We start from the raw sequence: 26,540 nt of genomic DNA, 5'->3' as shown, positions 1-26,540 counted from the left end.
TAACGACTAACAATAAGTAAGGAACAACCACATGCAACAGGCTAAGGCATATTTTGACGCCCTGAACCGCGATTATCTGGCGGTGCACCAAGCGAAAGAGGATCTCTTCTGGCAGCGTTATATGGGAACCGGCGACGAAACCGTTTCCTTGCGTTTTGCTGAGGCGGTAAGCGCCTGGAAACGTTTTATCTCGCAATCATCCCGGCTGGCCGAGCTACGGCAACACATTGCCGACGTCGAAGCCGCGCCTGCTGGCGAAGCGCGTGACGCGCTGCTGCACGGGTTACGCGGCTGGTATCGCTTTTTTGACTGCAATGTAATTGAAGATGTACAGGCTCAGGCGCTGATGGATGAGCTGATTGTTGCCGAGCATGACCTGTTTTCCCGCCGTAAAACCTATCAGCCCACCCATCTCAATGAGCAGGGCGAGCGCGTTTCCGCCTCGCTGGGCGAGTTGCTGACTAATCAGGCCACCAATGATAACGAGGAATACCGCCGCAGTTCACAGCAGGCGCTGCGCGATTTAGAACAGTGGCTGGTTAATCACGGATTTCCGGCGCTGGTCAGCCTGCGTAACCGCTTTGCTCGTCAGATGGGGTATCGCAACTACTTTGATTACAAGGTGAACAAGACCGAGCGGATGACGCCGGAGCAGTTGTTCGCCATTCTTGACCGTTTTGAGGAGCAGACCCGCGACGCCAACCTGCGCAGCCTGCGTCAACTGGCGTCGGAAAAAGGCGAGGCGGCGCTACAGCCGTGGAACGTGCGTTATGCCAGTACCGGCGATGTCACCCGTCAGTTGGATCCGTACTTTCCGTTTTCTGCCTCGCTGTCTCGTTGGGTCAATAGCTTCAAACGTCTGCATATCGATTTCAGCGGCGCACAGATGCAGCTCGACCTGCTGGTGCGCAAAGGTAAATATGAAAACGGCTTTATGCATCAGCCGGTGCCGCCGTTTGTCGATCAGGGTCAGTGGCTGCCCGCACGTATCAATTTCACCAGCCTGGCGCAGCCGGATCAGATCGGCAGCGGCGCTAACGGCATCAATACGTTGTTCCATGAAGGCGGCCACGCGGCGCATTTCGCTAATATCCGCCAGAATGCGCCCTGTTTTGCGCAGGAGTTTCCGCCAACCTCAATGGCCTACGCAGAAACTCAGTCGATGTTCTGCGACAGCCTGTTGCAGGATGCCGACTGGCTGAAGCGTTATGCGCATAACGCACAAGGAGAGCCGATGCCTGATGCATTGATTCAGGCGGATATCCGCGCTCGTCAGCCAATGCGGGCTTTCAATGAACGCCATATTTTGCTGGTGCCGTATTTCGAATGGCAGTTGTACTGCATGGATGACGAGGCGCGTACCCCGGAGGCGATTTTGCAGCTGGCGCGGGATACAGAACAGCGCATTCTCGGCATTAGCGGCAGCCCGCGCCCGACCATGGCGATTCCGCATTTGCTGTCGATGGAATCGGCCTGTTCCTATCAAGGGTACCTGTTGGCGATGATGGCGGTAGAGCAAACGCGCCATTTCTTCTTGCAGCGTGATGGTTATCTGACGGATAACCCGGCGATTGGTCCGGACCTGACGCGCCATTACTGGCAGCCCGGCAATAGCCTGAGCCACGATGAAACCTTACGCAGCCTGACCGGCGAAGGATTCAACCCAGACTATCTGGCGCGTGAATGCAACCTGACGGAGGAAGAGGCGTGGCAACAGGCGCAGGCAACCATCGCTGCGGCTATGGCGCGCCCGCAACCCGCGGCGGATTTCTCCCTTAATGCCCATATTCAGGTGGTGGATGGCGATACCGTGTTGGCTGACAATCAATACGGCGATGATGCCCTGTGTCAGGCATTCGCCCGTGTAATTGAAGACACTTACCCGATTCATGCCTGAGAATTTCAGACGCCGTGGCGGTGCCACGGCGTCTGTTTTATCTGTTTCAGATGTTGCGCCTCCATTTCGTTTTTGTATTGCTAAACCGGTACAGTTCTCTCGCGCCGGTGGGAACCCGCGCCTATACTGTTTGGCGACATTGGTAATCAAAGTACCTGTTATTAAAAAAGTTTCACCGAGTTGTCATCAGCAGCGCTTAGGCTGATGCGGTTTCCTATCCTTGCCGATAATCCGTAACAATAAAAAGGACCTACCATGCGCTATTCCTACGCGTTTATAACCGTGGCTTGCTCACTGGCGACAGTCCAGACGCAGGCGGCTTCCCGTAGCGATTCCCCACTGCCGTTGCTGCAAACTACCACTGAGGCCAGCAATAGCGCCCCGGTCATCGAGATGCAGCAACAGGTGCAGCAATATCTGCAAAAAGCCTTGCAGGGAAGCGCCCCAAAGCTGACCCGTGCGGTGCTGGACAACGCGCCTGATCAGGGCGAACCGCAGGGTGATATGAAATGGCTGAAAGCGACTGGCTACGTTTTCAACCCTAAAGGTCAGCAGCAGGCCAGCGTGAAACTGCTGGATGGGTTTCGTACCCTGTCGGCGTCGGTGTTGCAGAAAAACCTGGCGACGGTTGAGCGCATCAATCTGGAATCTACCCTGCCGCTGCGCCAGAAAGCGCTGATTGATGCGGAAAACACCCGCTATTTGTACGCGCTGGCGGAAGCGCTGGGACCGAAGTTGGGCAAGGCGTTTCTCGATGTTTATCAGAAAGGCGAAATCGGTAAGGCTGCTGCGCTGATCAAGGCGACCAACGTCAGCACATCAGCGGCGAAAAACGCCTTTAACTATCCACGTCCGTTCAAACAACCGGGCAACAGCATTCATCTGGTGCCGGATACCGCTGTGGTAGTGGATAACGTTCGCTACACGGCAGCGGGTGGTTCGTTCCCCAGCGGCCACACCAATAGTGGTTATAACGATGCGCTGTTGCTGGCGCAGATGCTGCCGGAGCGTTTCGTGCCGCTGATTGACAGAGCGGCTACCTACGGTTATTCCCGTCTGGTGCTGGGGGTGCATTATCCGCTGGATGTGATTGGCGGTCGCATGGCGGCTGAACGCAGTGTGGCGTATTTCCTGAATGACCCGAAATACCGCGTGTTGTTCAACGAGGCCAAAACCCAGTTGCGTACCGCGCTGGAAAAAGCCTGTGGTACCACGCTTGCCGAATGCGCCAAACCACAGGGCAAAAACGATCCTTACACCGACCCGGCGATGACGTCGTTCTATCGTTACACCATGACCTACAACTTGCCAATGGCAAAGGTGAAAGCCCAGTCGGTTAAGGTGCCGGAAGGGGCGGAAGTGCTGCTGGAAGGACCGTTGCCGCAATTGAGCGCCACCCAACGTCGTACCTTGATGGTAAAAACCGCGATTGCCGACGGTTATCCGCTGTCTGCCGGCGGGGGGGCGGCGAATTTCTGGCAGCGCCTGAACCTACATGATGCGGTGGCAGCCGCGAAGAAGTAAACGTTCCAGCCTGAACGGAAACGCATAACTAGCAGTTATAAAAGAGCAGTGGAGAGAGGCGGGGTTAGCGCCTCTCTTTTTTTGGTATTTGGGTTTTGGTGTTAAGGGCAACCTAACCCAACTGCGTGACTAGTGCGCGATGCTGACGTTATCGAAACTGACTTTGCCGTTACTATTGTTGCGTGACGAGAGTACCAGTCCGACATACAGCGTATCGTTCATGTTTTGATTGATTTGCTTATTTAAGGTGGTCCAGGTCAGCCCATCGTCAGAAACTGCTGAGATAAACGTGTTGCCATCGCGGGTTACGCGCAGCCAGGTAGGTTGGCTGCCGTTTTCGGATTTGGCGAACACACCGCGGTTGCCGGTAGCACTGGCGTCTTTGCTGCGCCATTGCGACATCGCGCCGGATGATGCTGTGTACCCTGTCAGCATGTAAGCGCTGCTGTCGGAGAGCGTGTTGCGCATCATCACACCCGCTTTGGCCTGAGGATCGCTATAACGCAGGTCGATCAGTCGTGCGGTAATGCTGCCGTCGCCTTTCAACTGCTGATAAACGAAATTGACGTTGTCGGCAGCGCCCCACATATCGCCGGTGTGTGCTTCCAGTGCAATCACGTCCTGATCTTCAGTGGCGACACCGGGCGTATCGGTTTTGCCGATGTCTTGCTGCTTCCAGTTGCTGCTTAGCGGGGAAGCAGGCGGTGTGGTTACGGTAACCACGTTGGAATAAGCGGAGTCTCCGGCCTGATTGTAGGCTTTGACCCGAAACGCGTAGGTCGTGTTAGGTGCCAGCGTCCCCACGCTCACCGAGGTGGCGCCTGGTCCCAGCGATTCGGCGCTGGTGTAGACTGCGCCCGCATCGTAGGCACGGGGTGTGGTGTCATAAGCGCCGTCGCCGAAAGTACCGGCATAGGAATATTCGACGATGAAGCCGCGTTCATTATCTGAACAGTCATTCCAGTCCAGTTGCACTACCGAGCTGGAAATAACGCCGGCTGTCAGGCTATCGGGCGAGGAGGGCGGTGTATCCTCACCGGTGTAAGGGTCCAGCGATATGCCGTTGCGCAGTGTGGCGGCGTTGATACGATGGCGCGTTGCCGCCAGTCGGTTGTTCACCTCGGTCAGCGTCAGCGGGGTGATGCTGATATCGTAATCCACCGGGCCTTCGCGTTGGGTGAGGGTGACGGTGCCGTCCAAATAGAAAATCTCGTTGAGCCACAGGCTGGGCATGATTTCGCCGTTATTGGCCGGTGGCCCAACGGTAAACGGAACCATCGGGTTGCCGGTGCTGCTTTGGATGCCGGCGTTCCACACGGCAGAGCGGCCAGGTATACCATCAAGGCGATAATCCGGCGCGTAACGATCAGTTAACGCTACTTTTTTGATGAAACCCTGCGTGGTCGTCACCAACGGTGCATTTTCCGCCAGCAGGGTACCGCCACGGTTGAAATAGTTTAATTCCCAATGCATCAAAAAGTATCCCTGACCTGTCAGAGTCAGGTGCTCACCGGCATGTAACAGGAGATATTTCCCTTCTTTTGAGCCTTTAATCGGCTCAACGTACTTATTGGCCTCGCCGTCGTTATTACCGACCAGCGTGACGCCAGTCGTTGCTGGTCGCTGGTACAGGCCATTGATCCTGGGGTAGGCGAGATTCTGATCGCCCTTATCAAATGTGGCGTGGGCAGTCGATGCGACAGAACCCGCGCAGCGTTGTGTGTTGACGGCGCTGGCCGTGTCGTCAGCAAACCCGTATGCGCTGAACAGCATGACACCCATCAGGGCGCTGAATCGGCGTCGGGAAAGGCGAGAACGGGTGGTTTTCATGTATATATCCTGGTGAATTGATAACGTATTGATTTAATGCAATATCGGGAATGGTTGATGCACGCATCGCGCAGCGTATAAGAAGCAGTAAAAAATGCCAAACCGGTTGGATTTATTCTCGGAATATTCTGATGTCATGTCGCGTGGTCGGAACGTTGACGACAGCCGTCAGAGCTGCCGTCAGGGAACCATCAGGAAACGTGTTGCAGAAATTCGCGCAGTCGATCACTGGGCGGATTGGAAATCAACGCATCCGGATGACCGTCTTCGGCAATACGACCTTTATCGATGAAGATCAGGCGTGAAGCCACTTTTTGGGCGAATCCCACTTCGTGGGTCACGATCACCATGGTCATGCCTTCTTCAGCCAGGTCTTTCATCACGTTCAGCACTTCGTGACGCAGTTCCGGGTCCAGCGCCGAGGTAGGTTCGTCAAACAGCATCAGCTTCGGTTTTACCGCCAGCGCACGGGCGATAGCCACGCGTTGCTGCTGACCGCCGGACAGTTCGGACGGATAGTGGTGCGAGCGTTCCGCCAACCCCACTTTGGCCAACAGTTCACGCGCTAGTTTCTCGGCATCGGCCTTGCTGGCGCCGCGCACTCGAATCGGGCCGAAGGCGACGTTTTCCAGCGCCGTCAGGTGCGGGAACAGATAAAACTGCTGGAACACCATGCCGGCTTCCTGACGAATCAGGCGTTCGTCCACGTTGGGGTCATTGACGGTCAGGCCGTCTACCACCAGCTCGCCGCTGCTGATTTCTTCCAGTTTGTTGATGCAGCGCAGCAGGGTGGATTTGCCGGAACCAGACGGCCCGATAATCACCACGACTTCACCCTGTTTGATGTTCAGGTTGATGTCGTGCAGTACCTGGGTTTGACCGTAGTGTTTCGATACGTTTTTGAATTCAATCATATAATCTTCAGTCTTCTTTCCAGCCAGCGCATTCCAATGGTAAGAACGAGAGTAATTACCAGATAAATAATCGCAGTAGCAGTCAGTATTTCCAATGCGCGGAAATTACCTGCGATGATTTCCTGTGCCTGACGCGTTAATTCAGAGACACCAATGACGATACACAATGATGTGTCTTTGATACTGATGATCCACTGGTTACCCAGAGGAGGCAACATACGGCGTAATGCCAGTGGCGTAATCACATGACGTAATGTTGCGCGGTGTGATAACCCCAGCGCCAGACCGGCTTCGGTAAAGCCTTTGTGGATAGACAGCACCGCGCCACGAGTAATTTCGGCGATGTAGGCACCTGAGTTAATCATGATAGTGATGACGGCTGCGGTAACAGGATCGATACGAACTGACGTCAATATCATCGGGATGGCGAAGTAGATGTACATTATCTGTATAACCATGGGGGTGCCACGGATAACTTCGATAAAGACCAGCGCGACGCGATTGGATAGCCACCCGCCATAGACGCGGGCAAATCCCGCAACGACACCAATAACCAGGCCGCCCAATAAACCCAGCACGGAAATCAGCAGAGTCATTTGGGCTCCCTCCAGCAACTGAGGGATAGACGGCCAGATGGCACTCCAGTCAAACTGCATGAACATTCTCCAGCAATAATAACGCTACCATAGCAAGGTGCCGCACGGACTGACCGGCGGCACCGTAGAAGCTATTCAGCTTGTTATTTCTATTCAACCTACTATTTGTTAATTCAACCCATTACTTCGGGTCAGTACCGAACCACTTTTTGTAGAGGGTGGCATAGGTGCCGTTATCGCGTAGGGTTTTCAGCGCACCGTTCACCTTGTTGCGCAGATCATCGCTGCCTTTCGGGAAAGCGATGCCGTACTGCTGTGCTTTGATAGAATCGCCTACCGCTTTGAATTTGCCGTTACCCGCAGTTTTGATGAAGTACAGGATGTTTGGCGTATCATGCAACACGGCGTCGGCACGGTTGGTGCCCAGTTCCAGGTAGGCGTTGTCGATGTTCGGGAACTGGCGCAGTTCCTTGGTTTTGAGGTTGGCTTTGGCGTAGTCTACCGAGCCGGTACCGCTCTTCACCGCCACCACTTTACCGTTCAGATCCTGCTCGCCTTTGATGTCCTGATTGTCGGCGCGCACCATTACCAGCAGGCCGCTGTTGTAGTAGCCGTCTGAGAAATCGATTGCGCGTTTGCGCTCTTCAGTAATGGTAATGCCTGCCAGCGCCAGATCCACGTTGCGAGTCTGCAGTGCCGGGATGATGCCGCTGAAATCCATCGGTTTCAGGGTGTAGCTCAGGTTCAGTTGTTTAGCGATGGCATCCCACAGGTCGATGTCAAAACCGACATACTTGTCACCTTGTTTGAATTCAAATGGCACGAATGCCGTATCGGTCGCTACGGTAAGCGGTTTCTCTGCGGCCTGGCCAGACAGGCTGAAGGCCAGCGCCAGTGCTGCCAGTGAAGTTTTAAATAATGATTTCATCAAAACGTCCTTCCTCTCGTTGGTTATGTATTCCGCTGTTTTACACCGTTGGCTACTTGCCACCATGGGTTGCCTGCCACCCTTGAGAATGGTGTTGCATCGGCTTTGGCATACAGAGATGAGGCCGATTATCCGACATCAGTTGTTATTAGCCGCCGCACTGACATGCAAGGTGCTGTGGAGAAAACAGGGGGAGTCGTTGCCAAAACAGGACGGGTAGACCCGCTAATTCTTATCGCGCAGCCATCAGGAAATCCTATAGCGTGCGTTGCTATGAATAACTGAATTGTGCAGGGTACACAACCGTTGATTACGTTCAAGGAGGAATATTGCTAACAAGCGCTAATTTTTTGTTCATTTTGTGGCGTGGATGCAAGCGATTTGCGTGGCGATGCAGAAAAAATGCATATTATCTCAATGTGTCTGGCAGGGTAAAAATGGCGGAAAATGGCATAGATACAAGCAGAAAGTGGGAAGTGCTGAAATCTGGCCGGAGAAATCCGGCGGTTCGACCGCCGGTCATCGTTGATGAACTATTCGATGTTGGCTTCGATAAACCACAGGTATTGATCCAGATCGCGGGATGCGGCAGTGAGCATATCTGCGGTATCTTCGTCCTGCGCCTGACTGATGGCCTTGCGAACCGTATTAGCGACGATGGCATAGCTATCTGCCAGCGCTTTCAGGTGGTCTTGCACGCTGTGAATGGTAAGCGGGTAGCTACCCAACGTCGTTTTCTGGTGAATGACCTGGACAGTGCCGGTTGCCACGCCGCCCAGTTGCACCACACGCTCGGCGAAGGTGTCCAGATGAGTCATCAGTGAGGTGCGGAAGGTATCCAGCATCTCATGTACGGCGATGAAGTTTGCTCCGCGCATGTTCCAATGCGCCTGTTTAGTCATCAGCGATAGATCGGTAAAGTCCACGACCAACTGATTGAGCAGGGCAATGGTCGAGGCTTTAACGTTATCGTCCAGATCGTTACGGGTGAAAATAAGATCAGCGGAAGCTGCTTTTACCAGTTTAGCTGTACGCATTGTATTATCCTCTTTAATTTCCGTTATTGCTGATAATGATTTTGGCTGTCAACGGAACGAATTATAGCAACCTGAATGTGCGGAAGATGCTTAGTTCGGTCTATTACAGGAATAGCCTCAGACAGTGAAAAACAACACTTCTGTATATGTTATTTAGCGTCCGGATACAGCAGTAAAAAATAGCCAGGATAAAAGGTTATTTTTTTATTAAGTTACAATCTTTTGGTATGGAATTTATCAGGTGATGACTGGATATTTCTTATGCAATGTTTTCCCGAATGCGTCTGTCAGGCATTAAATAATTTAGCGGGATAATCACAGAGGATGATATTTCCCGGCCAGGCTGACCGGGAATGCGGTTATTTTTCAGACGGGAGAACAATTGCACGATAACAATTCACGATAACAACTGCACGATAACCACTGATGCCGCTAATTCAGGCTACGGCACTTTTTTTCGCGCTAAGCGTGGTGCCCAGCGAAGCAATGATAATAAATGTCAGAGCCAACCACTGAGTGAGAGTCAGGTGTTCGTGCAGAAAGAGGATGCCGGAGAGTGCTGCTACGGCGGGTTCCAGGCTCATCAGGGTGCTGAAAGTACGCGTCGGCAACCGGGTCAGCGCCAGCATTTCCAACGTATACGGCAAAGCGGTGGAAAGCACCGCTACAGCGATACCTGTCGGCAGAATATCAAGAGAAAATAGAGTGTTGAGATCGGAAAACAGCAGGCCAATCGGGCAATATATCAGGGCGGCAATCAGCGATCCGATTGCTACGGTTCCGGTGCCATGACTGGTTCCTGCCTTTTGACCAAACAAAATATAGCCCGACCAGCAGGCTCCGGCGCCAACGGCAAAGACGGCGCCGGTGACGTCCACATTATCAATATGCTGCCCAAGCGGTAGCAGCAGCCACAATCCGGCGGCAGCCAGCAACACCCACACGACATCCAGCAGGCGGCGAGACGCCAGAAGCGCGACCGCCAGCGGCCCGGTGAACTCCAGCGCCACGGCAATCCCTAATGGTACGGTGCGCAATGCCAGATAAAACAGATAGTTCATGCCGCCCAGTGTGATGCCATAGATCAGCAATGACAACCGTTCTGAACCAAAACGTAATCGCCAGGGTTTGAAGACCAGCAGTAAAATCAGCGAGCCTATCGCCAGACGCAGTGCCGTCACGCCTGAAGCGCCAATCAGCGGGAAAACCATTTTAGCTATGGCTGCGCCGGTCTGGATGGACAGCATAGCGATTACGATGAGTAATACCGGTAGCAATACAGAATTTTTTAATGCGGAAATCAAGGTCATTTGCAGGGCCTTAACATGCCGTGGGCAGCCAGAAAAAAACAGGTAATAAATGAACAATTCATTCGACGTTAGTTTACTCTCGTTGACTTTAATTTACTCTAAATTTGAAAATCTTTTTTTTATATAAAATCAGCCTGAAAAGTAATCAAAAAATTAAGAAAACTCCATGCCAAAGCAGTGTGTTGCATTTATTTTTTCACACTGCGATGAGCTTATTTTATTTATCAATATCAATTATTTATATTGTATTTGAAAATTTTTGTTACATGTTTACCCTAATTGAAAAATAATAACCAGTCAGCATTTGCCCTAATTTCTTGTTATATTTGTCTCGCTTAATCTTCTTTTCGTAAGATAATTCGAGGCATATTATGAAAAAAATCGCGTGTCTTTCCGCTTTAGCTTGTGTTCTGGCTGTAAGCGCAGGTTCTGCAGTGGCTGGTGAAAGCACTGTATCTCTTGGTTATGCTCAGGGCGACGCTCAGGGCGTGCAGAACAAACTGCCGGGCTTCAACCTGAAGTACCGTTATGAGTTCGATAATAGCCAGTTGGGCGTGGTAGGTTCTTTCACTTACCTGCAAGACAGTCAGACTATTGGTAATTTCTACAACAAGAACCAGTACTACGGCTTCAGCGCGGGTCCGTCTTTCCGCTTCAATGACTGGGCGAGCATCTACGGCCTGGTTGGCGTAAGTGCCGGCAAGTTCACGGTTAACAAGACCGATGGTTCTTCCAACAACAGTTCCAGCGATGCTGGCTTTGTGTACGGTGCCGGTTTGCAGTTCAACCCGGTTCAGAACGTGGCCTTTGATGTTGGTTACGAGCAGAGCCGCATCCGCAGTGTTGACGTAGGCAGCTGGAACGTAGGCGTAGGCTACCGTTTCTAATCGCGCCTTGCACTTTACGCGTTGCGTGAGAGCACTGTTGTGAAAAATCCGCCCGACTGGGCGGATTTTTACTATTAACGGCTATGTACGGCTAGGCAAACCAGCCAGCAATTTTTTAAGCAACTGATTCAACTGATGCTGTTCCTCTTCATCCAATGCGGCCAATAGCTGCTGCTCATTGTCGGTATGCAGTATCACCAGCGTATCCATCAGTTCCCGTCCTTTTTCTGTCAAGGTGACCAGCGTGCCGCGTCGGTCTTGCGGGTTGCTCTGACGTGCGACCCACTGCGCCCGTTCCAGCCTGTCGATGCGGTTGGTCATGCCGCCTGATGATATCATCAACGCTTCGTAAAGCTGAGTCGGCGTCAGCGCGTAAGGCGCGCCGTTGCGTCGTAGCGTCGCCAGTACATCAAATTCACCGGGACGCAGGCCAAACCGGGCGAACAGCGGATTGAGATAATCCCGTTCTAACCGCAACGTGGCTTCAAGTAACCGTCCCACTACCTGCATCGGGAACGGATTAATATCCGGCCTTTCCCGTTGCCATTGTTCATAAGCGTTGTCTGCACGATCTGCCATAAGTGTAATTTGTCTTGATATTAAGATTCTTTCTGCAAAGATATTCTATGGGGAACACCTATCACCACTCAAGCATCAGAGAGTTACAAGGAGCGGTATGTCACACGCAATTCGTGCCAAATCACTGTATTTTGTCGTTATTACCGTCATGTTACTGGGGCTTAACCTTCGCCCGGTACTGGCAGGAATCGGCCCGTTGCTGTCACGGATTCAGGCGGATACCGGCATGGGCGATATGCAGGCAGGGCTGCTGACCACCCTGCCAGTATTCGCTATGGGAATCTGCGCGCTGTATGGCGGGTGGTTGCAGTCTAAAGTGGGCGAATATCGGGGTATCGGCATAGGCATTGTCGGTATTGCGGTTGCTTGCTTGCTGCGTTGTTGGCTAACCGGCACGACGGGGTTACTGCTGACTGCGGCGCTGGCTGGTGTCGGCATTGCGTTGATTCAGGCGTTGATGCCGTCATTTTTGCGGCGCAGTTTTAATCAACAAAGCAGTCGTCTCATGGGGTTGTATACCACTGCTATTATGGCGGGTGCAGCACTGGCGGCAGCCAGTATTTCACCGCTGGCAGATATTATGGACTGGGATGGTGCGTTGGCGATATGGGGCGGTCTGGCGACGCTGGCTGCCGTAGCCTGGATGATCTCGGTGTTGCTGAATCCGATGCCCGATAACGTATCACATACACGGGTGGTAGCCGCATTGTCGCGCAGACGGGCTTGGGCGTTGATGATATTTTTTGGTATCGGCACTGCGGCGTACACCCTGGTGCTGGCCTGGTTGCCGCCTTACTATACCCAGCTTGGCTGGAGCTCTGCCCGTAGTGGTCTGCTACTGGGGGGACTGACGCTGACAGAAGTGGTGGCCGGGCTGCTGGTGTCGTGGCTTATCAACCATGTTCCTGACCGGCGCTATCTGTTGCTGCCGGTGTTGCTGCTGTTATTGTTGGGCATGGCGGGCCTGATACTGGCACCGCTGACGCTGGTGCTGCCGATTATGATTGCGCTGGGATTGGGGATTGGTGCGTTGTTCCCACTGTCGCTGATTATCGCGTTGGATCAGGTGGACGACCCACGACAGGCCGGGGCGTTGATGGGGTTTGTGCAAGGTGGTGGCTATCTGATAGCGAGCCTGATGCCGCTGCTGGCAGGATTCATCCGGCAACATACCAGCGGGTTGAATCAAGCCTGGCTTATCATGGCGGCAGGCGTTGTCGTATTAATCCTGATGGCGCTACGTTTTTCCCCACGGCATCCGGTTCCGGCATCAGCCTAACGGCGTGAAAACGCCAACTGCGGTGTCAGGAACAGATTACGGAAATATTCCCGAACTGCCTGCATAGCCGGGGTAAACTCGGCGTCACGGTACCAGGCCAGCCCAACGCTCATCGGGTGAACCTTGTCTTTTAGCGAACGGGTCTCGATACGCCGCCCCTCAAGCGACCAGGGGCGGTACACCAGATCGGACAGTATCGCCACCCCTAATCCGTTCGCTACCATACTGCGCACTGCCTCAACGGAATTGGTGCGCAGCATCACCTTCGGGTGATGTCCGCTCAGTTCCCAATAGCGCATCGCACTGTGATCCGCTTCATCTACCGTCAGCATAATAAACGGCTCATTGGCGACATCCGCCAGACTTACTTCCGGTTTATCGCACAATGGGTGGTGACTGGGCAGCCATAAGCGCCGTTCTGAGTTGAATAGCGTTTCTGAGGTGATTTCCGGATGTGTGAGATTCGCGGTCAACACCAATGAGAGATTCAATGATCGGTCCAGTAATCCTTGTTCGATATCCTGCCGCTCGCGTTCATTGAGATGAATGGCGACTTGAGGAAAACCGTCAGACAGCCGTTGCAGGTGGAAGGGCAGGAAATAGCCCATGACCGTGTAGCTGGCGGCGATATTCAGTGCACCGCTAATCCGGTTATCGGTTAACGGGATGTTCATGGCGTCGTTGACACTGCGCAGCACCGCGTAAGCGTGATTAAGGAAGTAACTGCCATTTTCCGTCAGCGTCATGCCGTGTACCGACCGCAGGAACAGCGGTTTGCCCAGCAGGTTTTCCAGTTCCTGAATCGCGGTCGTTACTGCGGACTGCGAAATGTTGAGATGAATCGCCGCCTGTGAGATTTGGCCCATCTCGGCGGTGGCGATGAAGTAGCGGATCTGACGCAATGTGACCATAACCGGTTCCTTAGCGATGAGCGTTCTGTTTTTCAGATAGTGAGTATTCTGAAAATACGTCTTTCCGAATAGAAAACGGTAGCTCTATATTGTTTTTAAACATAACCATCACAAATAAGAAATAACTATGAAATATGAAATCGATCTGAATTCCGATATGGGAGAAAACTTCGGTCCCTGGAAAATAGGTGATAATGTTGATCAGAAAATTATGTCTTATATCAGCTCAGCCAATATTGCCGCCGGATTTCATGCAGGTGACCCTTCGACAATACGCCAGACTATTGAATGGGCCAAAGAGTGTGGCGTGGCGGTGGGCGCTCATCCCGGATTTCGTGATCTGGTGGGTTTTGGCCGTCGGCATATTCACAGTCAGCCGTCGGAAATGGTGAATGACATTTTGTATCAATTGGGGGCGGTGCGGGAATTTACCCGGCTCTACCAATTACCGTTACAGCACGTTAAGCCGCATGGCGCGTTATATATGCATCTGGCCCACGATCAGCTATCTGCGCAATTGTTTGTGCAGGCGCTGCACCGGTTAGATCCTGAATTGCGGTTATTTTGTCTGCACGGCTCATGGGTATGGCAGGAAGCCAGAAAGCTACAACATCCTGTTATTTGTGAATTTTATGGCGACAGGGAGTACGACGCCAGTGGTTCTATCGTATTTACCCGCCGGGTTGGTGCGTTGGAGCCGGCGGCAGTGGCGGCGAAAGTAGTGCGCGCCTGTGTTGATGGCAAGGTCACGACGATTGATGGCGAAGATATTCCTGTCGAGTTTGAATCGATTTGCATTCATAGCGATACGCCCGGCGCGCTGGCATTAATTCAGGCAACGCGAGAGGCATTGAATAACGCCAATATTCACGTGTGCTCACCATTTTAAAATAATTTAAATCATCGGTAATCAATCAGTAAATATGAGGGGTAAAGATAATGAAAATATATGAAGTGTGTTCTCCTTTGCCGGGTATTTTTTATCGTCAGCCTACCCCAGAATCCCCGGTGTTTATTGAAGAAAACAGTCCGGTGATGGCGAGTAGCGTTATTGGCTTGATCGAAGTAATGAAACAATTTAGTGAAATTTATGCTGAGCAGGCGGGGGAATTACTCTCGTTTTGTGTCAATAACGGTGATGCGCTGGAGCCGGGGCAGGTTATAGCCATTATAAAAATCGATGAATAACGGTAACACTATCCTATAGCCTCATTAATTATGTCATCAGGAGGGCCGCGACGATGTGTCAGCCGATCAAAAAATTGCTTATCGCCAACCGGGGAGAAATTGCTGTGCGCATTATTCATGCCGCTCGCAGTCTGGGGATTACCTCGGTGGTCGCCTGCAGTGAAGCCGACATCGATTCATTGCCCGCACGTCTGGCGGATGAAACGGTACTGTTGGGTGGCGCGCGCGCCGACCAAAGTTACCTGAATCAGGCGGCGTTGCTGAAGGCTGCCAAAGACTACGGGGCTGAGGCAATACATCCAGGATACGGTTTCTTGTCAGAAAACGCGGTCTTTGCCGAGGCGGTGGAGCAGGCTGGGTTAGTGTTCGTCGGTCCGACATCGGAAACCATCCGCCTGATGGGGGACAAGGCGGAAGCGCGACGCACGGCGCAGGCGGCTGGCGTGCCGGTGGTGCCCGGTTCGCAGAGTGTGTCGTCGCTGGAGGCGGCGTTGTACGCTGCCGCAGAGATCGGTTATCCGCTGTTGATCAAGGCGGCTGCCGGCGGCGGTGGGCGCGGCATTCGGGTCGTTAATAACGAAGACGACCTGAAACGCGAATTACCGATTGCCCAACGTGAGGCGAAAGCAGCATTTGCCTGCGGTGATGTCTATCTGGAGCGATTTATTCGCCATGCCCGCCATATTGAAGTGCAAATTTTGGGCGATGGCGAGCGGGCGGTGCATTTGTATGAGCGCGAATGCTCGCTGCAACGCCGACGCCAGAAAATATTTGAAGAAGCGCCTTCGCCAGCATTATCGCCAGTACAACGCGAGGCATTGTGCCGTAGCGCCCTACAGCTTGCTCAACTGTTGAACTACCGCAGCGCCGGTACGCTGGAATACCTGTTCGATATCGAGCGGGAGCAGTTTTATTTTATTGAAATGAATACCCGCATTCAGGTCGAACACCCGGTCACGGAGCGGGTAACCGGTGTTGATCTGGTGCAGTGGATGCTGCGAATCGCCAGTGGTGAAACCCTTGATTTGCATCAGGAAGACATTGTGTTACGCGGTCATGCCTGTGAAATGCGCATCAACGCGGAAGATCCGGCGCGCAATTTTTTCCCTTGTCCCGGTGTGGTGGAGACGCTGACATGGCCGCAAGGCCCCGGTATTCGTATCGATAGTCATCTGTTCAGTGGCTACCGTATTCCGCCGTATTACGATTCCCTGCTGGCGAAACTGGTGGTGTCGGGAACGGATCGGTTGCAGACGCTAGCCCGTGCTGAACAGGCGCTATGTCAGTTGCGAATCGGCGGTATTACTACCACTCAGTCGCTGCATCAGTGGCTATTGGCTGATCCGCGATTGCGCACCGGGCGTTTTGATACTACCTCGCTGGAAAACTGGCTACAGGCGCGGGAAGCCGACGCGCTGCTGCTGACCAGGGAGGCCTGAGATGACGTTTCCCGAAATCAGATACACTTTTGGTGGCGATGAGCACTTGTTTGCTGAAATTGACGAAGCGATGTCGTTGGGGGCGTTCTTCCGTGGGCTGGCGATAACCCGTGCGCTCGAACAGCAGGCGTTGCCCGGCGTACTGGACATTTGCCTTGCCAACGCATCGTTTCAGGTGCGTTTTAACCCGGATCTCATCGCACCGCAGGTGCTGTTGGATCAGGTGCGAGAAACGGAACATCAGGCGCAAACCATGACGGTGCTTGATACACGCATCATCGAAATTCCTGTGCTGTACAACGACCCCTGGACGCACGATACCCTGATGCGGTTTCGTGATCGGCATCAGGACCCCAGCGCCACGGATCTGGAGTACGCCGCTCGCATCAATGGTTATCAGGATATCGCGGCATTTATTGCGGCGCACAGCGGTACACCGTGGTTTGTGTCGATGGTGGGGTTTGTGGCGGGATTGCCGTTCATGTTTCAGATGGTGGAGCAGGCACAACAGCTTCAGGTGCCGAAATATCTGCGGCCACGTACCGATACCCCCAAACTGTCGCTGGGGCATGGCGGCTGCTTCGGCTGTATTTACTCGGTACGGGGCGCAGGCGGTTATCAGCTGTTTGGCGTGACGCCTGCACCAATTTATGACCCGGAACAACGGCTGGATTACCTGCAATCGTCGATGGTGTTTTTCCGTGCAGGTGACATCGTGCAGTTCAAACCGATTGATCTGGCGCGTTATGAGCAGGACGTGCAGGCGGTGGAGGCGGGTTGCTTTAGCCTGCGCATTCGCCCAGTCACGTTTGAGCTGGATAAATTCCTCGCCGACCCAACTGGCTATAAACACTATCTTCAGGGGGTACTGTATGCAGCGTTGTCGTGAGCAAATATCGGGTACGCGCATCAATGTCATCCGCCCAGGGCTTGCAACCTCAATACAGGATACCGGTCGTGAAGGGTATTACCATCTCGGCATCCCGCCATCCGGTGGGCTGGACCAGTATTCGCTGCGACTGGCGAACCTGTTGGTGGGTAATCCTGCTCAGGCGGCGGTACTGGAAATGACGTTGCTGGGGCCGGAACTGCAGTTTGAGGGTGATGTGCTGGTGGCGGTGTGCGGCGCACGCCTGTCGCCGCTGCTGGATGGCGAACCGATGCCGATGGATACCACCTTTGCGGTGCGCGCCGGTCAGGTACTGCGGTTTACGCCGACGACGGCAGGCTGCCGCGCCTATCTGGCGGTCGCTGGGGGGATTGCGGTGCCGGAGGTGCTGGACAGCCGCTCGACCTATGCGCTCGGTGCGCTGGGCGGTTATCAGGGGCGGCGGCTGGCCGCCAACGACGTATTGCCAATCGGCGTGCCGACCCGGCAGGTGACGCCGGAGGTGACGGTACCGACAGACTATCTCCAGCCGCTGGATAAGCACGTGACGTTACGCATGGTGACCGGGCTGTACATTCACCGACTGACTCCGGCTGCAGTGGAGCAGTTTTTCGCCGACGACTGGCGAGTCGGCACCGAAGCTGACCGCATTGGCTATCGCCTCAAAGGTGGTACACCGCTGGCGTTTGAGCCACGTACTCCCCCGTTTGGCACCGGTTCAGACCCGTCCAATATCGTTGATGCCTGCTATCCCATTGGGTCGGTTCAGGTGCCGGGCGGGCTGGAGCCGATCATTTTGCTGCGTGATGCGGTATCCGGCGGGGGGTACATGACGCTGGGAACGGTGATCAGCAGCGATCTGGACCTTATCGGTCAATTGCAGCCGCATTACGGCGTTCGCTTTACGCCGGTGTCGCTGGAGGATGCACTTCTTGCCCGACAGCATTATCGCTACCGCCTTGAGCGGCTGGAACAGTTGTTAGCACACTGATTTCAGACGGCCTTGCCAGATTTCACCTGCGCCAACACCAGGGTCAATGGTAGCGGTGAGGCATGTCTGACCCTATCGAATGCATGATTGACTGTGCGACACAACCGACACGGCGCGTGCGCTCGGCTTTAAAAAAGCCTGTGACGGCAGGCTCGTCAGCGTCAACCAAGATACATCAACAATAGATAGGCGGAGGGGGTATGGCTGAAATATCCGGAGTACAAGGTGAGGTGGTGGCGCCTGCCGATACGGTGTCTGGAACAGAGCGCATGGGAAAGCTATCACTGACCATGGCCTGGTGGGCGGTATGCAGCGCCATTTTCTACATCGTGGTGGGGGCATCGCTGGCGCTGAATTACGGTGCGCGCAATGCCATCATCGGCATGGCGCTCTCCGTGGTGTGTTATGGCGTGATCAACGCTGCCATTAGCCGTTTTGCTATCCGAAGCGGCCTGTCGGTGGCGGCATTTTCCGGTCAACTGTTCGGGCAGGCCGGGTCAGCGCTGGCCACGCTGATTTTTTTCTCCACCGCGATGTATTACGCGGTGTTTGAAGGCTCGGTAATCGCATTTGCCATTAATCATCTGTTTCCCGCGCTGGATTATCATTGGGCGGCATTACTGGTGGTGCTCTACAGCGTACCGTTGATTTTCGGCAGCGTGCAGCACTGGCTGGATAAATTCAACGGCGTGCTGTTGCCATTCTACCTGTTTGGGCTGGCGCTGACGGTGGCGGTGTCTGTTCAGCATTATGGCTATCAACCACACTGGCTGTCGTTTGGTCCGGCATTGCCGCCTGCTAATGGCTGGTGGAACTGCTTTACCTACTACATGGGGGTATGGATTTTGATGATGTATACCTTTGATTACGCCCGGTTTGGCCGTCAGGAAGACAGCCAATACCACGCGCGTATCAACTTTGGTATGCCGTTCTATCTGATCACCTTTTTGCTTAATGGTGCGGCTGGCATCTATCTGGTCAGCAGTTTTGCCCAGCAGAATGGCGTGAGTGAAACGGCGGTCGTGGTCAATATCCTTAATCTGCTTGGTTTCTGGGGATTAGTATTCGTGTGGGTGACCCAGACACGCATTAACACCGCTAACTATTATCTGGCTACCGTCAATATGCAGGTGTTTTTTGACCGACTGTTTCGTTTGCGTTATCGCAAGATTGTCTGGGCCTGCGTGGTGGGGGCCGCGGTGTACGGCCTGATGCTGGCAGATGTCTTCGCCTATATTTTGCAGGCGTTGGCCTATCAAGGGGTGTTTGTGGTGGCGTGGGTTGGTGTGGCGCTGGCGCATATTCTTGGCAGCCGCGATTCATCGACCACGACGCCGGTGCGTGCGTTTAATCCGACCGGCCTTGGCGCCTGGCTGCTGGGTGTGATTGCAGGCGTAGCGCTGATGCATGGTAGCGCGCTGTTACAGTCATTTTCCGCGCCGGTAACCTTTGTGGTGGCGCTGGCGTTGTACCGGGTGTTGTCGGGTAACCGTAACGCCTGAAATAACCGGGGCAGGGAAGCCCATTTGTTTCCATTGGTTAATTTCTTAGTTAGTGGCCTTGAAAAAATCGCACAGGGATCTATATGAAGAAGTGAAAGCAAGACAATGCTGTTGCCTTGCGGTTTGCACTTTTGAATGGGTATGAAGAATATTCAGGAGGTTAACCATGGCATTCAAGTCCGTGTCTTTATTTCCGGCATTTACCGACTCACTGTTCTCTGATCGTTTCAACCGTATCGACCGGTTATTCAGTCAACTGACTGGCGACACGCCGCTTACTGCTACGCCATCCTATGATATCCGCCGGCTTGACGACACCCACTATGGCATTACGGTTAGCGTGCCCGGCTGGCGTGAAGAGGAACTGGAGATTAATACGCATGGTGGTCAGCTCACTATCAGCGGCAAACACAAGGACGAGGTGTCGGAAGCGCCTCAGGAACAGAATGGCTGGCTCTATCGCGGCATTAACCGCACTGATTTCAGTATCAGTTATTCACTGCCTGAGCATGTCAAGGTGGAAGGCGCACATCTGGAAAATGGCCTGCTGACCATCAATCTGAAGCAGGATATTCCGGAAAATGAAAAACCGAAAAAGATTGCCATTGAAAACCGTAACCAGTCGGCTTCCCAGGCACTGGAGCACACCAGTTAATGTCTCCTCAGTCATGATCATGATTACAGTGTGCAGCCCCGATGATATCGGGGCTTTTTATTTTCAGGGTGAACAGTTTTCCGGGTGAACCATGCTGTTGCATTGCGCTTTGCGAGCGGTTTTGACAAACGCGGCGATAATCCTGTTTTTGGGTGCGTTTTCTGTTAGATATAGACAGCCGCCAGATGAATTGGGCGGAAAGGGTGGACGTGACAGACGGACCGAATAGCCAACCGATAACCTGAACATGACAAATATGGCATTACTGATAAAAGCAGCGCTGGGTGCGATCATAGTGGTAGTTATTGGTCTGCTGGCCAAAACCCGTAATTACTACATTGCCGGGCTGGTGCCGTTATTCCCGACCTTTGCGCTACTGGCGCATTACATTGTGGGCACGGAGCGCGGCGTGGAAGCGCTCCGTGCCACTATTCTGTTCGGTATTTGGGCGGTGATTCCCTATCTGGTGTATCTGATTTCGCTCTATTACTTTACTGGTGTGATGCGTTTGCCGCCGGCACTGATGCTGGCGGTGGCGTGCTGGAGCCTGTCGGCGGCGGTACTGGTGAAAGTCTGGAGCGGTTACCATGCCGGATAAGGCATGGCGGAGCGTGTTTTACAGGGATGAACCCGGCGTGACGATCTCCAGGGTTTTCGATATTACAGGTCGTCCTTGGTGATGCCCCGGTTGGCTGGTGCGGCAGTTTGGCCAGCGCTGACACTGTTTTCAGCGTTGTATACCAGATAGATGTTCTTCTGGTTATCCATGCTGTTGTCGAACACCAGCGTAATATTGTTCTTGTCGAACCGGGCGGTCACGCGGGTATTGGGTTTATTCATGAAGGTATCGACATCGTTGGCAGACAAGGGAGCCGTCATACCGTATTTGCTCTTTAGCCCTTCTACTACGCTTGGTACATCAGCGAGCGTGATTGAGATCGCCAGGCGGTTGAACTTGTCATTGTTAAAACTGAAAATCGCCTGGGTTTTTTTGTCGGCAAAATTGAAATCAGGGCAGATGTAAACAGTCTGTCCCATGATCATTTCCGGGCCGCGCAGTGAACAATTTGCCTGTTGCCGGATAGTGGCGGCGGACGATCCGAATTTCAGGTTCTTGTAGCCATCGGTGGCGGATGCCGTCAGCGACAGCAGAGACAAGGCCAGCGCCAGCAGGGAAGTATGTGGCTTGTTCATGTGAACCCTCGTGATTGAATGTGGCTGTAGCCACGAGCCTTGCACCGGCTCAGGCAGGAACCACATGAGCCGGTGAAGTATACGTCTATTTTACATTGACCTATCTTACGTCGATTGTTGGATTCTCAGAACGATTTATTTGCTATGGCAAGAAGGTGATAGGGAACGTAGACGCTGCTCATGGGGAACAGGAGTAGTACCCGCTCAATGATGACCACGACAATCAGCAAGGCAATCAGTTTGTTACGCCATCACCCGTCATCGAACCACACGATTTTTCCTGTGTTTATACGGTTTACTCCGGCGTTTTTTTACTCTGGCGATACGACTCTGACTGCGTCAGCCATTAAACGGCAGTGTGGGCGACTTATCATGGCAGAAGCGCGAGTTCATGCATTTTCAATCAATGGGTTAAAATGGCTTAATAGGAAGGACTGCTTACTAACTAATAATGAGTTTATTATATTTTATACAAAGATGGCACAGGTTATAAAAAGAGTAATTTAAATGTACAGTGTAAGAGTACTCATAGTCTATGCTACGGTAAAAAAGCTACAGAATTATTTAGCTGGTAACAACCTGTTCGTTGTTAGTAACACATAGCGATGTTTCTTTGTGGTGTTTACGCAATGCGCTAACCCATTGCGTTGGGGTGATTTATTTACCCTGATATTTTTCAGGGTATTTTTACGGTTTATGGTGTGGCGTCCAGCGGTTCAGTGAGATTTTTAATTTCGGTTGATAGATTTTGTTTTTCGATCCTGCCATTGATAAAGTTAGGCATTGGTTGCCCTGTCATAGCATGAGTATAGATATTTTCAATGTCGGATCGCAAAACAAATAATGAACGTTTGTCATAAGCCACTGCCATTTCAAGCATGGCGACGACAATTCGTAATGTTGGCGAGATGCTCTGCTCTTGAAACACAGACATGGAATATAGTTTTTCGGCATTGCCCAAACTGCAAGATAGGTTAAAGTCGTCAAGTATCCGCCACACTCCGAATATTAAACATGGAGGCGATATATTGTAACGGAAACCATTCCTGTCAGAAGAGGAAAAGGTGATTTCTATATCGTCCACTGAACCTATAATCCGTGATGATTCAAGGTTATATAATTGGTTTATTTCAATGCGAGCTTTTTTCTTTTCACTATCACTCAACATTCCATCGCTGATAAAATAAAGGTTTGCCGACGTTTTATTATTCAACTTAATGGCAAGAGAGATAGCACCGATATCATGCCAGTGTAAAAAATCCTCTTCCTCACACTTCAATAACGCAGATGCTCGTTGGATGGAACAATATTCAAGCGGCGCTACCTGTTTATCTATCCAAATATTTCCTATCGTTTTATGAACCACTACAATCACTCCCCAAAATATATTCCCCCTGTGAACTAAAAGCCGGCACTAACCATAGGGCCAAGTGTTCGTCAACTATACTGAACATGGGCACAGCTTTGTTCGGTTATCATCAGTAGTAAATTAATATAAATCGTATCGTTGGAAGGGGAAGCAGGGAAATCCTTTACTGTAACTTTATTTGCCATTCCTCAACCACGTGTAAACCTTATGCATCTTTCGGACACGAACATCTTGACATTCGTATCGTTTTCCGAAAATCAAGAGAAAAAAGCGATTTTGTTATTTATATAAAATTTTATTTATTTTTTTTCATATGAAAAAGAGGAATTTCACCCAGGAAAATGATAATGGCGAGGGAGAGTTGTTCTTTCCCTTAATAATAAAGTGGATTAACCGTTCACTTAACGTGGCATTGATTGGAAGTAAGGTGTGGCTAAAGAGATATACTGATATACCCGCCATACTTCAAGTGGCAGGTGCGTTGGCTTTATTACTCGGCCCATCTCTGGGTCTCACCCCTGCGGGCTGAGGGATCCCCACAAAGTCACCGCTAATAAACCAGCACCATGCTTCGGTAGGTGCTGGTGAGTTGGGCTAAAATACTCTCCAGTTTCACCCGCCCGATTATTCGTGGCGAATGCCGCAGTACATTTTCCGCCAGTGTCAAAAACGATATCACTCTTCGATTTTTAAGGCTGTTCGCCTGATAATGAAGATGAAGACCTTTATTTTCAAAATGATATCCTAATAACCAGAGAACAATTGATGCCAGTGTCGCCAGCAGACTCAGCCCCCAAAGCCGCTCACCCGTTTTGCTTCCACAGGCGCGTAAGCCAAAACCAAATCTCTCACTCTTTTCATCTCGAAAGTTTTGTTCAATCTGCATTCTCCTGCTGTAGAGCTTCATGATTTCACGGGGCTTAAATTCATCTGTGTTGGTAAATATCAGCCACGGCTCTTTGGCTGACGCACGTTGCTCTTTTTCCACGGTCGGATAGCCCGGTTTCCCTCTGGCACGTTTGCTTTTTCTCCCTTTTGACGCTTTCTTGTGAAGGTAAAAATGTCCATCGCATTGCGCTTTTTTTGAACGCGCCAGCGTACCTGTTCCCAGATATTCCGCCCGCGCTGTCCCGGCACAGTCTTTCACGTTCAGCCAGTGTTCCGGGCCATGATGAAGGCAAAATTTTACGTTTCCCCGGATTCGGCCAATAAAGTCCCATCCCAGTGCTTTGATATGCCGAAACCATTCATTGTGGAAGCCCGCGTCGGTGATGAGGGTGACTTTCATTTGTGGGGCTATGGCGCTGGCAAGCGCGTCAAGAAAGGCCTTCTGTATCAAAATATTGTTTTGCTTTTCTGACGGAACTACCTGACTCATCAAGGGGATAGCGCGACCATCACAGACAAGACTTGCACGCAGGACATGAAAAGCCTGAGAGGGATAGCCACTCCAGTCGACGGCAATAACACACCACGGCATGTTTTTGGTCATCATGGATGTAATCTGATTAAATATTTTCGGGATATCGTTATGAAGCGCAGTGTTTCCCAAAAGGCGGTCAACCCGTAAATTTCACGAACGGAAATGCTGACGTTATTGCGCCCATATATTTTACCCTTTATAACTTATAATAGTATTTTTGCCTGCTTCGAAAAGCAGGCATCGATTTATTTTCTTTCTTTACTGAGTGATACATAGCATGAGAAATATGCTATCGTAAAAAATAAGGCTACTACATAAAGGTGTGAATATTGTGTTAGTACTGACCCAATGAATATTGAAGTGATCATTCCGATATAGACACCAGCATATTGCATAGCGGCAATCATTGGCATGTCTTTGGCATCACTCTTTAAAACGATATCTGACTGCAATTTGAAAAATGCAAGTTCAAAAAAGAATATATAGAAGAAATAGGTTAGATAGCTGGTTAAAACATTAACACCGAGCGATGTGATAACCATGAATAGGGCGCTGATGATTGCCATGTATAACGGATTAAACTTCACCCCCTTTCGATTATAAATGAAGTAAAATACTGCGCCGGTTAGGGCAGCGCCACTATTGACTAACTGAAGGTACCCAACAAAATTTTCAGGCAAATTCAAAACATGCGATGGTAATGTAACGCGGGATACATTAAAAAAACCCTGAAAGAAAGTAATGAAAACAATGAAATTAAGGAACGCTTTCTTTAACGGTACATTATCTGAGAGTAGAGCAACAAACGATTTCAATGACCGTGCCTGCGCTTTCCCTTCCTGATGTAAGTTGAGTTTAGGTAATAGGAATGATGCCAGTACCGAAGCGATGAACAACACTGAAATCATCGACATTGCTAATTGTGGCGACATTTCGCCTTTAATACTTCCCATCAGCATTCCTGCCAATCCACCAGCGATAAACTGTGCTGTGAGGGTGAGCGGTACTGTGGTTTCAAGTTTGTCTCCACTAAAATAATGCTTAATAGCAACTATGCGGCCGACACGTTGAAGTGCGTCAATTGAACCAATTAATAGCCCCCCAAGCAGCGCGAAGGTTGGTATTCGGTGAATCAAACTGAATATAACGAGTGTACAAATAGCAGCAATAAGATTACTCATCATAAGCAGTTTGCGAGGAGAGGTTTTTTCCGCAATACCTTGTACTTGATTTACAAAAATTACGGGTAAAATCATTGGTGCATAAAGCACTGCCTGTGAAAGTATAATGTTCCCGGTTGCATGATAAATATACCATGAAAGGTATATATAACATAAAGTTGAGGCACTTATTGAGCAGAGATTAACTGCCCAAATTAATCGGCTTATCCATACAGATGAGTGCGTTTGCAGTGTACGTTCTTCCATGGCGGCAATCCTAATCAAATTTCCGCCATGTCATCGAAATGAAACATAAGGCGTTTAGAATTATAAGATTTAGTCTCATTAACCTATCTGCTTAAACTTTTTATGTCAATTAATGTAATCATTCCATTTTATTATTTTTTATGTTGGCAACGTATAATGCTAAAAATCCACCTGATTCTATAATTTAGTCCAAATAAATAATAATTTTAATGATTTTATTCTGATTCGTTAGGAACTATGAGTACGTTACACTTTTCAGGCAGTAAGCCTCCGGTACTAATCATAAATTTAATTGTGGTGACCTTATGATTAACTTTGCTAATGAGGTTTTTTATCTAATGAATCCATTTGATACGTATCGTTTCCATCCTCATAGCATGAAAGAATGAGTCTAGGGATTTTTGTTAGAGGTTTTTCTGGGTCGTAGAATTAGTCGGCACTGCTAAGTACTCTCAATTTAATACCTTCTTATCAATCAATTACTGTTACTTAGATTGTTATTAAACGTCAGTGTTTATTATTTGTTAATAAATTACTTTATTATTACTAATACCTTTATAAATAGTCTATCTCTTGAAGATAACTCAGTCCGAATTGTATGATGTAGGAGTAGTGCGTTAACACCAGTTCGCGTGTTCCCGGTACTCGGCCCGGCCTTCCCATTGCTGGCTGTTGCGGTAGTAATTCCGTTACCCTTTGAACTTCATCGACAAACTGGCTGGCAGCTTGTGGATCGCCTTGCACGATATAGAGGTACTCGTATAGGGGATA

The 26,540-nt window shown here is 51.1% G+C and carries 24 protein-coding genes and 1 pseudogene; 12 read left to right on the top strand and 13 right to left on the bottom strand.

Annotated elements, in window-relative coordinates; translation table 11 throughout:
- Nucleotides 1-31: 31 nt before the first annotated feature.
- Together Dpoa569_RS11110 and Dpoa569_RS11105 are read left to right on the top strand one after the other, a co-directional pair.
- Nucleotides 32-1,897: a M3 family metallopeptidase gene (locus tag Dpoa569_RS11110; RefSeq protein WP_146411338.1), complete on the top strand. Its 1,866-nt coding sequence runs from the start codon at nt 32-34 to the stop codon at nt 1,895-1,897.
- Nucleotides 1,898-2,152: 255 nt separating this feature from the next.
- A complete protein-coding gene (locus tag Dpoa569_RS11105) occupies nt 2,153-3,421 on the top strand; it encodes an acid phosphatase (RefSeq protein WP_042870030.1) in 1,269 nt (422 codons plus the stop codon).
- 129 nt (nt 3,422-3,550) lie between these two features.
- Here the strand turns inward: Dpoa569_RS11105 and Dpoa569_RS11100 are convergent, their stop codons facing one another.
- From Dpoa569_RS11100 to rhtA, 6 genes are all read right to left on the bottom strand, one after another.
- Entirely contained in the window at nt 3,551-5,251 is a 1,701-nt protein-coding gene (locus tag Dpoa569_RS11100; protein WP_042870032.1) for a fibronectin type III domain-containing protein, read from the bottom strand.
- Nucleotides 5,252-5,442: 191 nt separating this feature from the next.
- A complete protein-coding gene (gene glnQ / locus Dpoa569_RS11095; RefSeq protein WP_042870034.1) occupies nt 5,443-6,165 on the bottom strand; it encodes a glutamine ABC transporter ATP-binding protein GlnQ in 723 nt (240 codons plus the stop codon).
- Nucleotides 6,162-6,821: a glutamine ABC transporter permease GlnP gene (gene glnP, locus Dpoa569_RS11090; RefSeq protein ID WP_042870036.1), complete on the bottom strand. Its 660-nt coding sequence runs from the start codon at nt 6,819-6,821 to the stop codon at nt 6,162-6,164. The genes glnQ and glnP overlap by 4 nt, the downstream gene beginning before the upstream one ends.
- Before the next feature lie 121 nt (nt 6,822-6,942).
- Nucleotides 6,943-7,689, bottom strand: a complete 747-nt coding sequence (glnH, locus tag Dpoa569_RS11085; RefSeq protein ID WP_042870038.1) for a glutamine ABC transporter substrate-binding protein GlnH — start codon at nt 7,687-7,689, stop codon at nt 6,943-6,945.
- 533 nt (nt 7,690-8,222) lie between these two features.
- The gene (dps, locus tag Dpoa569_RS11080) at nt 8,223-8,726 is read right to left on the bottom strand and encodes a DNA starvation/stationary phase protection protein Dps (protein WP_042870040.1); all 504 of its coding nucleotides are present in this window, start codon (nt 8,724-8,726) and stop codon (nt 8,223-8,225) included.
- 437 nt (nt 8,727-9,163) lie between these two features.
- On the bottom strand, nt 9,164-10,036 hold the full coding sequence (rhtA, locus tag Dpoa569_RS11075) for a threonine/homoserine exporter RhtA (protein ID WP_042870043.1): 873 nt from the start codon (nt 10,034-10,036) through the stop codon (nt 9,164-9,166).
- A 371-nt stretch (nt 10,037-10,407) separates the two neighbouring features.
- Here rhtA and ompX point away from each other — a divergent pair, with 371 nt between their 5' ends.
- Nucleotides 10,408-10,923: an outer membrane protein OmpX gene (gene ompX / locus Dpoa569_RS11070; RefSeq protein WP_042870045.1), complete on the top strand. Its 516-nt coding sequence runs from the start codon at nt 10,408-10,410 to the stop codon at nt 10,921-10,923.
- Between the two features lie 81 nt (nt 10,924-11,004).
- Here ompX and Dpoa569_RS11065 read toward each other — a convergent pair whose 3' ends face one another.
- Entirely contained in the window at nt 11,005-11,502 is a 498-nt protein-coding gene (locus tag Dpoa569_RS11065; protein ID WP_042870047.1) for a MarR family winged helix-turn-helix transcriptional regulator, read from the bottom strand.
- A 97-nt stretch (nt 11,503-11,599) separates the two neighbouring features.
- On the opposite strand from Dpoa569_RS11065, the gene Dpoa569_RS11060 reads away from it, so the two are divergent.
- Entirely contained in the window at nt 11,600-12,781 is a 1,182-nt protein-coding gene (locus tag Dpoa569_RS11060) for an MFS transporter (protein ID WP_042870049.1), read from the top strand.
- On the opposite strand, the gene Dpoa569_RS11055 is transcribed toward Dpoa569_RS11060, so the two are convergent.
- Nucleotides 12,778-13,692 carry a LysR family transcriptional regulator gene (locus Dpoa569_RS11055; protein ID WP_042870051.1) on the bottom strand — a complete coding sequence of 305 codons (915 nt, stop codon included), beginning with the start codon at nt 13,690-13,692 and terminating at the stop codon, nt 12,778-12,780. The two genes, Dpoa569_RS11060 and Dpoa569_RS11055, sit on opposite strands and share 4 nt — an antisense overlap.
- 127 nt (nt 13,693-13,819) lie before the next feature.
- On the opposite strand from Dpoa569_RS11055, the gene Dpoa569_RS11050 reads away from it, so the two are divergent.
- The 8 genes from Dpoa569_RS11050 (at nt 13,820) to Dpoa569_RS11015 (ending at nt 20,954) form a co-directional block, all read left to right on the top strand.
- Nucleotides 13,820-14,581 carry a 5-oxoprolinase subunit PxpA gene (locus tag Dpoa569_RS11050; RefSeq protein ID WP_042870053.1) on the top strand — a complete coding sequence of 254 codons (762 nt, stop codon included), beginning with the start codon at nt 13,820-13,822 and terminating at the stop codon, nt 14,579-14,581.
- 50 nt (nt 14,582-14,631) lie between these two features.
- The gene (locus tag Dpoa569_RS11045; protein ID WP_042870055.1) at nt 14,632-14,880 is read left to right on the top strand and encodes an acetyl-CoA carboxylase; all 249 of its coding nucleotides are present in this window, start codon (nt 14,632-14,634) and stop codon (nt 14,878-14,880) included.
- Between the two features lie 53 nt (nt 14,881-14,933).
- The gene (locus tag Dpoa569_RS11040; protein WP_042870058.1) at nt 14,934-16,319 is read left to right on the top strand and encodes an acetyl-CoA carboxylase biotin carboxylase subunit; all 1,386 of its coding nucleotides are present in this window, start codon (nt 14,934-14,936) and stop codon (nt 16,317-16,319) included.
- Nucleotide 16,320: 1 nt separating this feature from the next.
- On the top strand, nt 16,321-17,208 hold the full coding sequence (locus Dpoa569_RS11035) for a 5-oxoprolinase subunit B family protein (RefSeq protein WP_042870060.1): 888 nt from the start codon (nt 16,321-16,323) through the stop codon (nt 17,206-17,208).
- Nucleotides 17,192-18,199 carry a 5-oxoprolinase subunit C family protein gene (locus Dpoa569_RS11030; RefSeq protein ID WP_042870063.1) on the top strand — a complete coding sequence of 336 codons (1,008 nt, stop codon included), beginning with the start codon at nt 17,192-17,194 and terminating at the stop codon, nt 18,197-18,199. Before Dpoa569_RS11035 ends, Dpoa569_RS11030 begins: the two co-directional genes overlap by 17 nt.
- 200 nt (nt 18,200-18,399) lie before the next feature.
- Nucleotides 18,400-19,701 carry a purine-cytosine permease family protein gene (locus Dpoa569_RS11025; RefSeq protein WP_042870065.1) on the top strand — a complete coding sequence of 434 codons (1,302 nt, stop codon included), beginning with the start codon at nt 18,400-18,402 and terminating at the stop codon, nt 19,699-19,701.
- A gap of 166 nt (nt 19,702-19,867) precedes the next feature.
- Nucleotides 19,868-20,356 carry an Hsp20 family protein gene (locus Dpoa569_RS11020; RefSeq protein WP_042870066.1) on the top strand — a complete coding sequence of 163 codons (489 nt, stop codon included), beginning with the start codon at nt 19,868-19,870 and terminating at the stop codon, nt 20,354-20,356.
- 256 nt (nt 20,357-20,612) lie between these two features.
- A complete protein-coding gene (locus Dpoa569_RS11015; RefSeq protein WP_042870069.1) occupies nt 20,613-20,954 on the top strand; it encodes a GlpM family protein in 342 nt (113 codons plus the stop codon).
- A gap of 62 nt (nt 20,955-21,016) precedes the next feature.
- Here the strand turns inward: Dpoa569_RS11015 and Dpoa569_RS11010 are convergent, their stop codons facing one another.
- From Dpoa569_RS11010 to Dpoa569_RS10990, 5 genes and pseudogenes are all read right to left on the bottom strand, one after another.
- On the bottom strand, nt 21,017-21,550 hold the full coding sequence (locus tag Dpoa569_RS11010) for a hypothetical protein (RefSeq protein ID WP_042870072.1): 534 nt from the start codon (nt 21,548-21,550) through the stop codon (nt 21,017-21,019).
- 694 nt (nt 21,551-22,244) lie between these two features.
- Entirely contained in the window at nt 22,245-22,916 is a 672-nt protein-coding gene (locus Dpoa569_RS11005) for a hypothetical protein (protein WP_128569704.1), read from the bottom strand.
- 553 nt (nt 22,917-23,469) lie between these two features.
- Nucleotides 23,470-24,486: pseudogene (locus tag Dpoa569_RS11000) on the bottom strand (IS4 family transposase); the annotation flags it as partial.
- Between the two features lie 101 nt (nt 24,487-24,587).
- Nucleotides 24,588-25,769, bottom strand: coding sequence for an MFS transporter (locus Dpoa569_RS10995; protein ID WP_128569705.1), 1,182 nt, complete (start codon nt 25,767-25,769; stop codon nt 24,588-24,590).
- Between the two features lie 555 nt (nt 25,770-26,324).
- The gene (locus Dpoa569_RS10990; protein ID WP_236614459.1) at nt 26,325-26,513 is read right to left on the bottom strand and encodes a type II toxin-antitoxin system RelE/ParE family toxin; all 189 of its coding nucleotides are present in this window, start codon (nt 26,511-26,513) and stop codon (nt 26,325-26,327) included.
- Nucleotides 26,514-26,540 lie beyond the last annotated feature (27 nt).

The sequence above is a fragment of the Dickeya poaceiphila genome (assembly GCF_007858975.2).
Classification (GTDB): Bacteria; Pseudomonadota; Gammaproteobacteria; order Enterobacterales; family Enterobacteriaceae; genus Dickeya; species Dickeya poaceiphila.
This window is presented reverse-complemented; position numbering and strand designations above follow the sequence as displayed.